The organism is Aquitalea sp. FJL05, from assembly GCF_003852595.1.
Lineage (GTDB): Bacteria > Pseudomonadota > Gammaproteobacteria > Burkholderiales > Chromobacteriaceae > Aquitalea > Aquitalea aquatilis.
Genome location: NZ_QAJS01000016.1, coordinates 79,058 through 94,163, shown reverse-complemented (window position 1 = coordinate 94,163; position 15,106 = coordinate 79,058). Strand labels below are relative to the sequence as shown.

The 15,106-nt window shown below is 61.1% G+C and carries 15 protein-coding genes; 8 read left to right on the top strand and 7 right to left on the bottom strand.

What is annotated here, in order from left to right; translation table 11 throughout:
• Nucleotides 1-10 precede the first annotated feature (10 nt).
• The 6 genes from DBR44_RS14300 to DBR44_RS14275 all read left to right on the top strand — a co-directional run bounded on the left by DBR44_RS14300 (nucleotide 11) and on the right by DBR44_RS14275 (nucleotide 5,745).
• On the top strand, nucleotides 11-1,369 hold the full coding sequence (locus tag DBR44_RS14300) for a chloride channel protein (protein ID WP_124644699.1): 1,359 nt from the start codon (nucleotides 11-13) through the stop codon (nucleotides 1,367-1,369).
• A gap of 93 nt (nucleotides 1,370-1,462) precedes the next feature.
• Complete coding sequence (gene grxD / locus DBR44_RS14295) at nucleotides 1,463-1,774, top strand: Grx4 family monothiol glutaredoxin (RefSeq protein ID WP_103524717.1); 312 nt, start codon at nucleotides 1,463-1,465, stop codon at nucleotides 1,772-1,774.
• 355 nt (nucleotides 1,775-2,129) lie between these two features.
• A complete protein-coding gene (locus DBR44_RS14290) occupies nucleotides 2,130-2,960 on the top strand; it encodes an EAL domain-containing protein (protein ID WP_124644698.1) in 831 nt (276 codons plus the stop codon).
• Nucleotides 2,961-3,089: 129 nt separating this feature from the next.
• On the top strand, nucleotides 3,090-3,722 hold the full coding sequence (gene upp / locus DBR44_RS14285) for a uracil phosphoribosyltransferase (RefSeq protein WP_124644697.1): 633 nt from the start codon (nucleotides 3,090-3,092) through the stop codon (nucleotides 3,720-3,722).
• A 90-nt stretch (nucleotides 3,723-3,812) separates the two neighbouring features.
• The gene (locus DBR44_RS14280; RefSeq protein WP_124644696.1) at nucleotides 3,813-4,451 is read left to right on the top strand and encodes a hypothetical protein; all 639 of its coding nucleotides are present in this window, start codon (nucleotides 3,813-3,815) and stop codon (nucleotides 4,449-4,451) included.
• A 49-nt stretch (nucleotides 4,452-4,500) separates the two neighbouring features.
• Nucleotides 4,501-5,745: a uracil-xanthine permease family protein gene (locus DBR44_RS14275; protein WP_124644695.1), complete on the top strand. Its 1,245-nt coding sequence runs from the start codon at nucleotides 4,501-4,503 to the stop codon at nucleotides 5,743-5,745.
• A gap of 291 nt (nucleotides 5,746-6,036) precedes the next feature.
• Here the strand turns inward: DBR44_RS14275 and DBR44_RS14270 are convergent, their stop codons facing one another.
• The 3 genes from DBR44_RS14270 to DBR44_RS14260 form a co-directional block, all read right to left on the bottom strand.
• Nucleotides 6,037-6,555, bottom strand: a complete 519-nt coding sequence (locus DBR44_RS14270) for a GNAT family N-acetyltransferase (RefSeq protein ID WP_124644694.1) — start codon at nucleotides 6,553-6,555, stop codon at nucleotides 6,037-6,039.
• The gene (locus tag DBR44_RS14265) at nucleotides 6,552-7,064 is read right to left on the bottom strand and encodes a GNAT family N-acetyltransferase (protein WP_124644693.1); all 513 of its coding nucleotides are present in this window, start codon (nucleotides 7,062-7,064) and stop codon (nucleotides 6,552-6,554) included. The genes DBR44_RS14270 and DBR44_RS14265 overlap by 4 nt, the downstream gene beginning before the upstream one ends.
• A 147-nt stretch (nucleotides 7,065-7,211) precedes the next feature.
• Complete coding sequence (locus DBR44_RS14260; RefSeq protein ID WP_124644692.1) at nucleotides 7,212-10,040, bottom strand: FAD-binding and (Fe-S)-binding domain-containing protein; 2,829 nt, start codon at nucleotides 10,038-10,040, stop codon at nucleotides 7,212-7,214.
• Nucleotides 10,041-10,359: 319 nt separating this feature from the next.
• Here DBR44_RS14260 and DBR44_RS14255 point away from each other — a divergent pair, with 319 nt between their 5' ends.
• Nucleotides 10,360-10,914 (top strand): hydrolase, encoded by a 555-nt coding sequence (locus tag DBR44_RS14255; protein WP_124644691.1) that lies wholly within the window; start codon nucleotides 10,360-10,362, stop codon nucleotides 10,912-10,914.
• A gap of 401 nt (nucleotides 10,915-11,315) precedes the next feature.
• Nucleotides 11,316-11,648, top strand: a complete 333-nt coding sequence (locus DBR44_RS14250) for a DUF2322 family protein (protein WP_124644690.1) — start codon at nucleotides 11,316-11,318, stop codon at nucleotides 11,646-11,648.
• Nucleotides 11,649-11,701: 53 nt separating this feature from the next.
• On the opposite strand, the gene DBR44_RS14245 is transcribed toward DBR44_RS14250, so the two are convergent.
• The 4 genes from DBR44_RS14245 to DBR44_RS19830 form a co-directional block, all read right to left on the bottom strand.
• Nucleotides 11,702-12,949: an aromatic amino acid transport family protein gene (locus DBR44_RS14245; RefSeq protein ID WP_124644689.1), complete on the bottom strand. Its 1,248-nt coding sequence runs from the start codon at nucleotides 12,947-12,949 to the stop codon at nucleotides 11,702-11,704.
• A gap of 72 nt (nucleotides 12,950-13,021) precedes the next feature.
• Complete coding sequence (locus tag DBR44_RS14240; RefSeq protein WP_124644688.1) at nucleotides 13,022-13,393, bottom strand: nuclear transport factor 2 family protein; 372 nt, start codon at nucleotides 13,391-13,393, stop codon at nucleotides 13,022-13,024.
• A 19-nt stretch (nucleotides 13,394-13,412) separates the two neighbouring features.
• On the bottom strand, nucleotides 13,413-14,852 hold the full coding sequence (locus DBR44_RS14235; protein ID WP_124644687.1) for an FAD-dependent oxidoreductase: 1,440 nt from the start codon (nucleotides 14,850-14,852) through the stop codon (nucleotides 13,413-13,415).
• Between the two features lie 70 nt (nucleotides 14,853-14,922).
• The coding region (locus tag DBR44_RS19830; protein ID WP_233578574.1) for a hypothetical protein at nucleotides 14,923-15,106 on the bottom strand (184 nt) is incomplete at its 5' end.

Below are 15,106 nucleotides of genomic sequence, written 5' to 3'. Positions count from 1 at the left end.
TTCCTCCCCCATGCCCGACTCCCGAGTCGCCCGGCGCCTGGGCCAGCACGGCCTGCGCGCCAGCCGCCGCCTGAGATATCTGTACTTGTCCATGGCACTGTGGCGACGTCGGGCTCCGATCTGGATTGCCGCCATTCTCATCGGTCTGGTGGCGGCGGTGTTTGCCAATGGCAGCCATCTGTCACACGAGCTGTTCTACCAGATATACGACCAGTCGCCCTTGTGGGCGCTGCTGATCACCCCGGCCGGGCTGGGCTTGTCGGTATGGCTGCTGCGCACCTTCTTCGATGGTGCCGGTGGGGGTGGCATTCCGCAAACCATCATCGCCATGCAGCCGGGCATGCACGCCTTGCGTGCGCGCATTCTCACCATGCGTGCTGCCGTGGGCAAGATGATCTTGACGCTGATCGGCGTGGGCTGCGGCTCGACCATGGGCTACGAAGGCCCCATCGTGCAGGTGGGGGCGGCCATCAAGTATTCGCTCAATCGCGAAGCCGCCTTGCGCCATGAGGGCGTGGCGCGCAGCTTTATCCTGGCAGGTGCAGCGGCCGGCGTGGCGGCGGCCTTCAATACGCCGCTGGCTGGCATTGTGTTCGCCATCGAGGAAATGGGCCGCACCTTCGACCAGCGCGCCAGCTCCACCATCCTGCTGTCGGTCATCCTGGCCGGTATTACCGCCATTGCGGTACTGGGCGATTACAACTATTTCGGTGTGGTGTCGGTGGCACTGGAGCTGCGCTCGGGCTGGATGGCCATTCCGGTGTGCGGCATCATCGGCGGCATCATTGGCGGGCTGACCTCGCGCGCCATTCTGGCCCTGGCCCAGCAACTACCCGGCCCGCTACACGGCTGGCGCATCAATTACCCCATTCTGTTCGCCGTCGCCTGTGGCCTGCTGCTGGCAGTCATCGGCATCGCCAGCGATGGCATCACCTTTGGCACCGGTTATTTCCGCGCCAAGGAAATCATCGAGGGCGGCGGAGCCAGCATGCAGGAATACGGCATTCTCAAGCTGGTTTCGCTGATCATCACCTATATCAGCGGCGCGCCCGGCGGCATGTTCGCCCCCTCGCTGGCCGTGGGTGCCGGCTTTGGCCTGAACATGTCCTTGCTGCTGCCGTTTCTGCCACAGGCAGCCATGGTGCTGCTTGGCATGGTGGCCTTTTTCTCCGGCATGACTCGCGCCCCGATGACCGGATTTGTCATCGTGATGGAAATGACATCCTCTTCTTCCACCATGATCATTCCGCTGATGGCCACCGCACTGATGGCGGCCAATGTGTCGCGCTTCATGAACCGCCATGCCCTGTACGACGGGCAGGCCGAAATATTCCTGCGCCAGCTGCGCGCACGCAATCAGGCAAATTGACCGGCGCAGCCGGCTTACGTACAATAACCCATCGTTTCAGTCAAGTATTGAGGGCAAACCCGCTGTTTGCCCGTTCACCGCAAGGAATTCCTCATGGATACCCAGGACATCATCAAGCAGACCGTTACCGAAAACCCGGTTGTGCTGTTCATGAAAGGCTCGGCCCAGTTCCCGCAGTGCGGCTTCTCCTCGCGCGCGGTCCAGATTCTGAAAGCCTGTGGCGTAGAAACCATCAAGACCGTTGACGTGCTGCAGGATGCCGAAATCCGCCAGGGCATCAAGGAATTCTCCAACTGGCCGACCATTCCGCAGCTGTATGTAAAAGGCGAATTCATCGGCGGCTCGGACATCATGTACGAAATGTACCAGTCCGGCGAACTGCAGGAAGTGCTGCAAGGGCTGTAAGCCACGCCCGTCCCACCCGCCATGCAAAAGAGAGCAAACCCGGCCCCGGCCGGGTTTTTCTTTGCCGGCATGGTGAATGGATGCCATTGCACAGGATGCGACACAAAGCCTGGCGCGCCTTGCCTGCAACAGACTGCACAGCCGGCCCGCTAGCACCCTTCTCCAGCACCACCCCTGTCCTGACTCTGCAAGCTGAGCGCACATCATCACGCCAGCAGCGGGCAGCGGCCTGGCTATCCATCCGTTTTTTTAACAACACCACGACAAGTTAATATCCACTGCCGCCTGCCTGTCTTACAATTCAGCAACAGCATACTGCCGGCAGCCCTCTGCCCTATCCCTACCGGATACCGCCATGACACCTTCACAAGCTCAAACCGAGCACGCCACCAGCCCAGCCACGGCTGACAATGGCGGTGCCATGCCCATCGATGAAATCTGGAAAGCGCTGGTAAACGACCAACTGGTGCCGTATTTCCAGCCCATCGTCGACATCCGCAATCGTCGCGTGCTCGGTGCCGAGGCCCTGGCGCGCTGGCGCCATCCGGCACTGGGCGTCTTGTCGCCCATCACCTTCGTGCCGGTAATGGAAGAGCGCGGCATGATTCGCGAGCTGACCGAGCTGATTCTGGAAAAATCGCTATATGCCTGCCGCGACTGGCTGGACCAGGGACAGGAATTGCAAGTATCGATCAACCTGTCCGCCCAATTGCTGGCCGACCCGCAACTGGCCAACCACCTGGCCCAGAAAACCAGGCTGGCCGGCCTGAGCCCGGCCAACCTGAGCCTGGAGTTTTCCGAGAGCACCCTGCGCCAGCACTGGGCCATGGCCGACACGCAGCTGCAAGCGCTACGCCAGGCAGGCTTTGGCGTGATGGTGGATGAATTCGGCATTGGCACCGGCCTGACCGACAAACTGCTGAGCAGCCATTTCAGCGGCCTGAAGATCGACCGCGCCTTTGTGCATGGTGCCGGTGACAACCAGCACCTGCGCGCCATTCTGGCTGAGGCGCTGGCCCTGGCCCAGGCCGGAGGTCTGAGCACGGTCGGCATGGGGGTGGAGGATGCCGCTGACCTGTCGGTACTGAGCGAACTGGGCTGCCATGCGGTACAGGGTTATATCTGTGCGGCACCATTGCCCGCTTCAGGGTTAATCCCGTGGATTTCCCAGTGGGAAAAGCGGTAGAATATCGCCCCATACCTCATTCAAAGACCGGCCATGGCAACAAGGCCGGTTTCGCATATCTGAAACAAGCTGCCTCTGCGCTCCACAAGATCGCAATCGGCAGCTTTTTCGCAAGGTTTGGGACCAAGCATGAATATCCACGTAGTCAACCATCCGCTGGTACAGCACAAACTCGGCCTGTTGCGCGAGGGCGATATCAGCACCATGAAATTCCGCCAGCTCACTCAGGAACTGGCGCGTCTGCTGGCTTATGAAGCCACCCGCGATTTTGAACTGGAAGCCACCACCATCGACGGCTGGTGCGGCAAGATCGACATCCAGCAGATCAAGGGCAAAAAAGTCACCGTGGTGCCCATTCTGCGCGCCGGCATCGGCATGCTGGACGGCGTGCTCGACCTGGTGCCCTCGGCCAAGATCAGCGTAGTGGGCCTGGCCCGCAACGAAGAAACGCTGGAGCCGGTGTCCTATTTCGAAAAATTCGTCGACAGCCTGGACGAGCGCATCGCCATCATCATCGACCCGATGCTGGCCACTGGCGGCTCCATGGTAGCCACCATCGAACTGCTCAAGCGCAAAGGCTGCAAGCAGATCAAGGCGGTGGTGATGGTTGCAGCACCGGAAGGCGTAAAAATTGTCAACGATGCCCACCCGGACGTGCAGCTGTATGCCGCCTCGCTGGACAGCCACCTGAACGAAAACGGCTACATCATTCCTGGTCTGGGTGATGCCGGTGACAAGATCTTCGGCACCAAGCACGCCTGAGTTTGCCGAATACCCTGTCAGCACGCCGCTCATCCGTACCGGAAGGGCGGCGTTTTTGCAGCCCGCGGCCAAAAGAAAAAAGGGAAAGAGATGAACGCCCATCAACAGATCGATAACGACTTTCTGCTGCGCTTTCCCGATGGCCTGCAGGATGCCGCGTGGCAGGCACTGGCAAAGAAACACCGCAGCGTGGATAGCGTCATCCTGCTGTGCCAGCAAGGGCTGACGGCGGAGCGGCTGCAGCAGGCCATCGCCAGCCAGCGCTATGCCGACATCACCGAAACCTGCCGCCAGATCATTGGCCGCAGCACTACGGTGAGCACCTTCGAAAAGATGGCCTTTCGCAATTACCTGGGCTTTCGCGATGTGCATGCGGCTTTTGTGCAGGCGCTCTATCGCTTGCTGCACCAGTTTGGCCCGGACAGTTTTGCCGATTTTGTCGAAGTGCTGCAGCTGTGTCGCAACGATGGCAATGCCAACCCGGCCAAGTGGCCGGTGGTGAGCTGTTTTCTGGCCTATAGCGACCCCGAGCGCCATGTCTGCCTCAAGCCCACCACCATCAAGAAAGTGGCGGCGCGGCTGGACGTGGACATTGCTTATCGGCCGCTGCCCAACTTTGACACCTATCAGCGGGTGCAGGCCATGGTGCAGGACTTCCGCCAGCACAGCCTGCTGGCTCGTCAGCAGAACAACATCATTGCCCAGGCCATCATGTATTGCACGGTCTGAGTCAGCGTCAGGCCGTATTTGCTTTTAACAAAAACAGGGAAACCCCATTATGTTCCAACACGTGAAGGTGGCCATCTCCGGCGCCCAGATCCTGTTCGTCGCTTTCGGCGCACTGGTTCTGGTTCCGCTCTTGACCGGCCTCAACCCCGCCATGGCCCTGCTCGGTGCCGGCATCGGCACCCTGCTGTTCCAGCTGTGTACCGGCCGCCAGGTGCCCATTTTCCTGGGCAGCTCGTTTGCCTTTATCGGCCCCATCATCTACTCCATGCATACCTGGGGTCAGGCCGCCACCATGTTCGGCCTGTTTGCCGCCGGTTTCATGTACTTCGTGTTTGCCGCCATCGTGCGCTGGCGCGGCATGGCGCTGGTCAACAAGCTGCTGCCACCGGTGGTGATCGGCCCGGTGATCATGATCATCGGCCTGTCCGTGGCCACGGCGGCTTCCGGCATGGCCATGGGCCAGGCGGGTGGCAAGCAGATCATGCCCTATGAAACCTCGATGCTGCTGGCGGCCATTTCGCTGGCAACCACGGTCATCGTTTCCATCTACGCCCGTGGCATGTTCAAGCTGGTGCCGATTCTGGCCGGTGTGACCGTTGGCTACATCGCGGCGGCTTTCCTGGGCGTGGTGGACTTTGCCAAGCTGGCCAATGCGCCGTGGTTTGCCGCTCCGGTATTCCACAGCCCGGAAGTGAACTGGTCTGCCGCGTTGTTCATGCTGCCGGTGGCCATTGCCCCGTCCATCGAGCATATCGGTGGCGTGATGGCTATCGGTGGCGTGACCGGCAAGGACTTCACCAAGACTCCCGGTCTGCACCGCACCCTGATGGGTGATGGCCTGGGCGTGTGCGTGGCCGGCCTGATCGGCGGCCCACCGGTCACCACCTATGCCGAAGTAACCGGCGCGGTGATGATCACCCGCAACTTCAACCCGGTCACCATGACCTGGGCGGCGGTGTTTGCCATCTGCATGGCCTTCTTTGGCAAGTTCAACGCCTTGCTGCAATCCATCCCCATGCCGGTGATGGGCGGCATCATGGTGCTGCTGTTCGGCACCATTGCTTCCATCGGCCTGAAAACCCTGATTGAAGCCAAGGTTGACCTGATGCAGCCGCGTAATCTGGTGATCATTTCGGTGGTCCTGACCGCCGGTATTGGCGGCCTGACGCTGAAACTGGGCGGTCTGGAACTGGCCGGCGTTGGCCTGTGCTCCATCCTGGCCATGGCGCTGAACCTGATCCTGCCGAAATCCGCGCCGCATCACGATGGCATCGTCGAAGGCCAGGATATCTAGCACCAAGCCTGCTTGCTCCTGCTTGATCCAGTTGACTGGAAATAGAAAAAGCGCGGTTCAACCGCGCTTTTTCTTTATATAAATCAGCAAGGTCGCATTATTACCATTGGATGTCCGGATCATGAACGACCGCTGGCCGGCCATATTGGATAATGTCGACACTTTGTTGAAGTTTTTTCAGGGCTTGTTGTGCATCATCAGGCCTCTGCCGTCAGGGCAGACAGCAAACTCCTTTGTTGTGTTGTGATTGAAAACGCCATCTTGCGATGGCGTTATTTTTTTGCCCTCAGCTCAAGCCGCCCCAGCAGGCGGACAGGCCCGCAGCCTGGCCATCTTCAACACATCCTCATAGCGGCCATGCCGCAGCGCATAAGCACGCAGACGGGCTTCTTCGACAAAACCGTATTTGCGGTACAGTGCCAGCGCCGCCGCATTATCGTCAAACACCGTCAGTTCCACCCGATGCAGCCCCAGCCAGTTGTCCGCCAGTTCAAGCAGAGCCTGCAGCAGGGCGGAACCCACGCCCTGCCCCTGCCATTCGCGCTGCACAGCCATGCCGAGGCTGGCACCATGCGCCAGCCGTGGTGAACTTTCCCGCCACAGCGAACCATGGGCAATCACCTGACCGTCAGCCGTTTCCAGCAGCAGGTGGTGTTGCAGCGGCTCATTGCGCTCCAGCCGCTGTTGCCACAGCTGCAGCGAGGGATAAGGTAGCTGCAAGGTATTGCCATAGCAGAGCGGATCGCTCATCAGGGCGCGCAGCGCCGCAGCGTCAGCCGGCCCGGGTTTGCGAATGTGATACCGGTTCATGCCTGTCCTCCCGCCGGCCAGTGCAGCCGCGCCATCACCACGCTGTCCACATAGCGGCCATCCTGCAGGATGTCCTGCCGCACCACGCCCTCATGCTGGAAGCCAAAGCGTTCGTAGAGCGCGATGGCACGCTGGTTGTCCTGCTGCGCCATCAGCTCCAGCCGGATCAGCCCCAGCCAGTTGTCGGATAGCTCCAGCAGTGCTTGCAGCAATGCCCGGCCCACACCCTTGCCCTGCCATTCATCACGCACCACCAGGAAAATGTCCGCCACGTGGCGACAGCGCGCCTGCGGCAGGATGTTGAGCCCGGCGCTGGCCATGACCTCGCCATCTGCGCTACAGGCCACCAGCCAGTGACTGTCTGATGGCAGCTGCTGTAGCCGGTGCTGCCAGTCGGCTACCGACTGGTAAGGCTGTTGCGAGGTATGGCGCACCACACCCGGAGCGGATTGCAGCCGCGCCATGGCGGCGGCGTCGTCCGGCTCGATGCGGCGAATATGAAATGACATGCGGCAATGCTCCTGTAAGCAGGTCCCGACCGGATAGCATGACATCATTACAAATAGAATGGCTGTTTAACAAGCGGATTCGCCAGACAACAGCCCCGTTTCATCGCTGAAAACGGGGCTGGTGCTGTTGATACCGCCTGGTTGCGCTTAGCGGCTGCGGCAGGCGCGGTCCACCAGGTACATCAGGTTCTGGTAAGGAATACCGGCGTTGGCCGACAGGCCGATCTCGCAAGTGACACTATTGGAGAAGCCACTACCGCAATCCTTGACCTGGGCTTTCAGGCCGGTCAAGGCACTGGTATTCAGCTCAGGATGGCTGAAGCCCTTGTCACCGGCAAAACCACAGCAGGTAATGCCTTGCGGCTCGATCACCGTGCTGGCGCAGCGCTTGGCCAGCGCATTGAGCATGACCGCCTGGCCGGTCTTGCGCATGGAGCACACCACATGCAAGGCCACGGACTCTGGCTGCGGCGTGAAGGCCAGATGATCGGCGGCGACTTCCTGCACAAAACGGGTGACGTCATACACCTGCAGCCGCTGGTCCTGCAGCCCTTCCAGCATGCTGGCGGTACACACGCCATTGTCCACGATCACCGGCCAGCGGCCGTTGTCACTGGCGGCCAGCAAGGCGGCTTCCAGCTCGGCCAGCTTGCTGGCGGCGGCATCCACCGCGCCCTTGGACTTGAACGGTGTACCGCAGCACAGGCCATCCATCTGCTGCGGATAGATCAGCTGGTAACCCGCCTTGCCCAGTACCGAGGCGACAACCTCGTTGAGCGGACGCTGGTCGGGCAGTGCTGCTGCCGGGGCAAAGGTGCGGGTGAGACAGGATGGCAGATACACCACCTTGCGCGCGCTGCCCCTGCCTTCATCCAGCCGCAGTTTGCTGGCCGCACGCGGGAAATACGGTGTCCAGTAGGGAATGCGCCGCCCCACCACCCGGCGCAGGCTGCGCATCAACAGGCCGGTGGCGGCATTACCGGCCACGCTCTGTACCGTTTGCAGGGCACGCAAGCCCAGCCGTGCGCCGGCGGTCGCCGTACCGTAGTGGCCGGCCAGGGTGTTGGCCAGGGCCTGGCCGCTATCGCTCAGCTGCTGCTGACGCAGCTGGCTGGTGAGGGCTCCGGTATTGATGCCCACCGGACAGGCGCTCTCGCACAGGCCACAGGTGGTACAGGTTTCGTCACCGGCATACTGGTAGCGGGCGCGCAAATCTTCCAGCCGCGCCGCGTCCTGGCCGCTCTGGCTGAGGGCAGCCATTTCCCGATTGGCCACAATGCGCTGGCGCGGGCTCAGGGTAATGGCACGACTGGGGCACATCACCTCGCAGAAGCCGCACTCGATGCACTTGTCGATCAGCGTATTGGCCGTAGGAATCGGCTTCAGGTTGCGGATGTGCAGCAGCTTGTCGTGGGTGATGATCACATCCGGATTGAGAATCCCGGCCGGATCAAACAGCGCCTTGATCTCCTGCATGATGCGATAAGCCGCCGGGCCCCACTCCATTTCCACAAACGGCGCCATATTACGGCCGGTACCATGCTCGGCCTTGACTGCACCTTCGTACTCAACGGCCACCAGCCGGCACACGTCCTCGATAAAGGCTTCGTAACGCTTGATCTCGGCTTCGCCGGAGAAGTTGGGCGTGAACACGAAGTGCAGGTTCCCTTCCAGCGCATGGCCGAAGATGATGGCTTCGTCGTAGTGGTATTGGCGGAACAGTGCCTGCAGCTTGAGCGTGCCTTCGGCAAGGTGCTCGATGGGGAAGACCACGTCTTCGATGATGACGGTGGTTTCCGCCGCCCGCATCGCGCCCACGCTGGGGAACATGCCCTTGCGGATATTCCACAAGCGGGTGTACTGCTCGGCCACATCGGTGAAATGGATGCCGGACAGATTGGGAATGGCGGCGATATAGCCGCAGATGGCATGGATCTGCCCGGTCAACGCCACGGCATCACGGGCACGGGTTTCGATCAGGATGGCGGCCGCTGCATCGCCCAGGGTTTTCAGCTCGGCCGGCACCCCGGCCTTGTTCTCCACAGAACGCAGGCTGGCACGGTCCAGCAGCTCGGCCGAGGACACCACATCCTTGTGCTGCGCCAACAGCTGGATGGCATCGCAAGCGTCCTTGATGGTGGGAAACAGTACCAGTGCCGAAGCCTTGTGCGGCAGCTCTTCCACCGTGTGGTAGGTCACTTCCGACACAAAAGCCAGCGTGCCCTCACTCCCCACGATCAGGTGCAGCAGCATGTCTAGCGGATCAGCAAAATCCACCAGCGCATTCAGGCTGTAGCCGGTGGTGTTCTTCATCTTGTATTTGCGACGGATGCGCGCTTCCAGCTCGCCATCAGCCCGAATGCGCGCTGCCAATGCGGCAATGCCGTCCAGCAGGCTGGCATGCGACTGGCGGAAGGCCGCCACACTGGCCGCATCAGCGGTATCCAGCACCGCGCCGTCGGCCAGCACCAGCCGCAGGCTCTTGATGGTCTGGTAGGTATTCTGCGCGGTACCGCAGCACATGCCACTGGAGTTATTGCTGACGATGCCGCCAATCATGGCGGAATTGATGGTGGCCGGATCGGGGCCGATCTTGCGGCCGAACGACAGCAGGGCGGCATTGGCCGTGGCACCGATCACCCCCGGCTGCAGCCGGATGGCCAGGCCATCGTCCAGTACTTGTAGCGCTTTCCAGCCATGGCTGGCCACCACCAGGATGGAATCGCTCACCGCCTGGCCGGACAAGGAAGTACCAGCGGCGCGGAAGGTCACTGGCAGGCTATGCGCAGCAGCCTGGGCCAGCACCACCTGCACCTCGGCTTCGTCATGGGTCTGGATAACGATCTTCGGCACCAGCCGGTAACAGGAAGCATCCGTCCCGTAAGCCAGGGTGGATAGCGGATCAGTGAACACCCGTTTGGCGTCAATCACTTCGACAATGGCTTGATGAAACAGCCGGTAAGCACCTTGCAGCATGAAGTCTCTCCACGGCGCAGACAGCGGTTCTGTGTCGGCTTGCCACGCCAGTTGCACCATCCCTGCCTGCGCTGAACTGCAGCACAGCCCGGATGGTCCCAAGAATGTTGAAGCGGCATAGTGCCACATCTGGCTTTTTCGCCCATCAAGGGATTACCCTGTCAGCCAGACAATTTATGCATAGTGAGAGCCACTAACACCTGGAGCAGTATTGCGCCTGCTGGCCGTACACCTTGTACTGTCTGCGCCGGCGAACCTTGCCCCAGCGACGCTACGCTATTTTGTTGGCGGTTCTCAATAACAGAGAGGGGACACAGACATGCTGATGCAGATCGATCAGGCCACCCTGCTGGTGGTGGATATCCAGGACAAACTGCTACCGGCAGTAGACCAGGCCGACGCCATGCTGGCTGCCAGCCTGTGGCTGGTGGGGGTGGCCCACGATACCGGCCTGCCGGTGGTGTTTTCCGAACAATACCCGCGCGGACTGGGTCATACCGAGGCCAGCCTGCTGGCCACCGCGCCACAGGCCACCGTGGTGGAGAAGCTGCACTTTTCCTGCGTGGCGGCAGAATGTCTGCCCGACAGCCTGCTGGCGCGCAAGCAGGTGATTGTCTGCGGCATGGAAACCCATGTCTGCGTACTGCAGACCGTGCTGCAACTGCTGGCCCTGGGCAAGCAGGTGTTCGTGGTAGCCGATGCCGTAGCCAGCCGCCGCAACAGCGACAAGCAACTGGGGCTGCAACGTATGCAGGCAGCCGGGGCGGTATTGGTCAGCCGGGAGATGGTGCTGTTCGAAATGCTGGGAGTGGCCGGCAGCGAACTGTTCAAGGCCATGAGCAGGAAATACCTGATGGGGGTGCAGCCCGCCTGATGGGGCGGCACAAGGTTGGTCGTCTGGCCGAAGGGTGGTCCCTTCGGCCAGACCGGCCGGTGGCGGCTATGCCGCTCTGTTTTCTCCTTTGCAGACTGGCGCAGGACGGTGATGGAGGGTCGAAACAGCCATCACCCGTCGCCAGCTACTGCCATCCCTATAGCAAACAGCGTGCCATATTTCCTAAAGCACTGATATGGCAGACATTAGCTGACACCCATTCCGCACATCTTCGGTTAGCGATGACTGGCAGCAGGGAAAATGCACCAATACAGTGCCTTATTGCACCAGCAACATCCCACTCATGGACAATGCGCAAGCACAGGCCGCAGCATCACTCCTGTGCTAGCATCTGCGGCTATCCTCCACCTTTTGCCAGCACCACGCAGGAACACAAACCCATGACCACACCCACCTTCAAGGACATTCTGGACACCCTCCCCGCTACTACCGGCATTGCCGCCATCGTGCTGCTGGACGCTGCGGGTGAGCCGGTCACCCGCCTGGAAAACCAGCCGGGCACCGCCGGCTCGGTACGGGTCTATCACGCCCTGATCAAGCAGCACGGCCATCTCGACCGTGCCGCGGCACAGGAAGGCCTGGCGCTTTATGCCGAACATACGGCCGATGCCCGTCAGCATCCGGGCAAGCACCCCAATATCGACCGCCTGCTGGCCATTGCCGAAGCAGATGCGCCCGGTTTGCGTGCCCGCATCGTGTTGCAGGACGACTAAACGGCACTCAGCGCGAGCCGGCCCTGCACTTGGCCGGCTATCGCCCCCCAGCCTTACCAGCTCTCCGGCAACACGCCAAACAGTGATACCACCGCATACACCCCGCTGAGAAAAAAGGTGGCCATGATCAGCCACTGCACACTGCGGTGGGCATACCAGCCACAGACAAACTCACTGCTGACATCGCCCCGCTGCCGCGCCGCATTCAGCAGCAAGACCGGGATGATGCCCATCAGCACGCCACCGAAAGTCCCGGCGAAATACAGCGCATTGACGAAGCTGGCAATGCCCGAGTACGCCAGCAGGAAGGGCGGCAGTGCCACCACCGCCAGTACTATCAGCCGTTTTGACTTCTGGGTTTCGCTACCCAGGCGGAAGTGGTCGAAAATATTGGTGAACAGACAGCCACCCAGCCCCCAGTAGGAAGTCAGCATGGCCAGCAGGGCAAAAATGTTAGCGGTGTAATAAGCCCACTGCCCCAGTGCCCTGCCCCAGCTCAGCGTGGCCACCTGGGTGAGGTTGTCGCTGCCCACCAGCGCAATGACCGAAGCAGGAATCAGCGCCACAAAGACAAAGGTCAGCGCCATGCCGCTCATGATCAGCCGGGGCAGTTTACGCGGGGCGGACAGATTGCCACGCACCAGCTCGGGTACCAGAAACTGGGCACCAAACACAAATACCGCCAGATTGAACACCGGCACCACATACTGCCAACGGCTGAGCCACAGATTGCTCAGGCGCGCATCCTGACTGGCGATGGAGGCGAGAATCAGCGCCAGGATGATGACAATCATGCTGATGCTGATCACCTTATTACCGGCACCCAGCACCTTCAAGCCCAGATACAGCACGGCCACCGACGGCACGATGAACAGGATGCTGCCCAGCTCCTTGCTCATGCCATAGCCACCCAGCAAATCCAGCAAGATGCTGCCACTACCCGCCATATAGGCGGTCAGTGCGCCAAAGCTGTTGGCCGCCACCGCCAAAAACAACAGCCAGCCCCCCAAGCCGCCCAGACAGCGGCTCGCCAGGCCGCTAAGCTGACGGTTGCCACGGGTGCGCAGCGCCACCTCGGTCAGGTAGAGCATGGTAATGGTGCACAGCACACAGGTAATGGCCAGACAGAGCAAAAGCGGGATATAGCCGGTCTTGCGTGCGGCAAAGGCCATGCCCAGCACGCCAGCCCCGATATTGGTACCAAAAATGATGCCTATGGTTTCCAGCCCGCTGATGGGCAGGACCTGCAGGCCGGAGTCTTCATGAGACGGTGCCGCTGGCGCAACTTCGCTTGAATGCATTGGAGTACTCCGGAAATTGGACAACAAGACTGGAGCAGCCGACCCGCGCAGCGGCACGGATGGCTACAGATTTCACTGCGGATGCGAGTACAGCTTGAAAGCGATGCGCCAGCGCCCCTGGCGCTTGAACAGCGAGACATAATCGGTAAATACCCGCCCAGCCAGTGGCGTTTGCAATTCGGCCATGGCGGCATTGCCGCAGAGACGGATCTCACCTATCTGCAATCCGTAGGGTGCACCTTGTGCATGCGGCGAGGGCCGGCTTTGCAGCAGGCTGCGGTATTGCGCCTGATCCAGCCGTGACTCGGCCCCTTCGACATCACCCAGTAGCAGGGCATCGGGGCGGAAAGCTTCTTCCAGTTTTTCCGGTCGGCCGTAATACAGGGCCTCGTAATAGGCGGTCAGTGCCTGGCGGATCTGTTCCAGATCGGATGAGCAGGACATGCAGTTCTCCAGATGGGGTCTAGCGGGAATGGGCAGCAGTAGTCTTGGTGGGCGACAGGCCGGAAGGAGCCAGCTTGCACAACTGCTGCATCAGCCAGGACGGCTGGCGGTTTTCATCCGCAGCCAAGTCAACCTGCCCTACCGCATGGCGTACCAGCCGGCCGCCCAGATAGCGGAAGGGTTCGGGCGGAAAATCGCGCTGCAGACCATGTACCACACCACAGCGCGCCCATTCGTTGTCCAGCTGCAAGGCCAGCGCGGCCAGAATCTTGCCGCCCAGCATGGAGGGGCCGACGCCATTGCCGGAGTAGCCGATGGCATAGAAAACATTAGCCTGACCGGGCAAGGCGCCAAAATGCGGCAGGCCGTTACGGGTACGATCGATCGGCCCGGTCCAGTTGCTGACGATGTCCGCTGCCTGCACGCCCGGATAGGCGCGACGCAAATGGACAGCCACTGTGGCGGCGATGCCGGATGCGCCATCCAGCTTGTCGGCCAGCCTGGCGCCGTACACCAGTTGCTCACTGCCACCGCCCTTGCCGAAGACGATGCGGCCATCCGGTGTGGTGCGGTAGTAGTGCACCAGCATGCGGCTATCGGAAATGGTCATGCCATTTGTCCAGCCGATAGACTGCAACAAGTCAGGCAAGGGCCGTGTCATCACCACATCACTGGACACCACCACAAAGGCCTTGCGGATGTCGGCAAACTGCGCGGCCCAGGCATTCATCGCCAGAATCACCTTGTCCGCACGCACGCTGCCATGGGTACATTGCACCCGCGCCGGTACGCCACCGTCCAGCCGCTCCATTGGTGAAGACTCGTATACCTTGACCCCAAGCCGACGGGCATGGCGCAACAGACCACGCGCCAGCATGGCGGGCTGAATGGAGGCCGATACCGGCTCGAACACCCCGTCCAGATGCAGGCTGGAACCACTCAGCTGCGCCGCCTGCCCTGCTGCCAGCCGCTGGTAGGGATGCTGGCCCAGCTGCTCCAGCCGGCTGACCGTACTGTCCCAGGTGCCAAGCAGGGCCGTAGTCGTGGCTGCCCACAGCCAGCCATCCAGCCGCAGCTGGGCATCGATGTCATGTTGCTGGCAGAAAGCCTGCAGATCGACAATGGCCTGCGAAGATGCCCGGCACAGGCGCAGGGCTTCGGCTTCGCCGCACATCTTGGCCAGCGACTGAAACTTGGCCCACAGGCTGAGCACAAAGCCGCCATTGCGGCCGCTTGCCCCGCTGCCGCACAGTTTGGCTTCGACGATGACGACCTCGGTATCGGGGTTGGCCTGCTTGATTTCGATGGCACTCCACAAGCCGGTAAACCCGCCCCCCACAATGCAGACATCAGCGCGGATATCCTGCCGCAGTGGCTCGGGGGAAACCGGCCCCTCCGCTGCCAGCGCCTCGGCAAGCCAGTGACTGAAAGCACTACAGTGGGATGCGGTGGAGGACATGCCGTACTACTCCTTGTGTCAAGACAGGCAGCTACCGTTGCCAGGAAGCCACTAACAACAGGGGCTGCCTTCAGTGCAGGGCGAAGCTGTTGGAAAGATCAGCAGGGAGCTTATTTGAATTGGCCGGGCAGAATGATGGGAAAGAACTGAAACAGCAGCATGAAAGGAGTTGAGCCTTGCCAGTAAAATCCATGGCAGGAATCAGGCAGGAGAATGCAGGGAAACGCAGCGAAATACCGGGAGAGCAAGACATG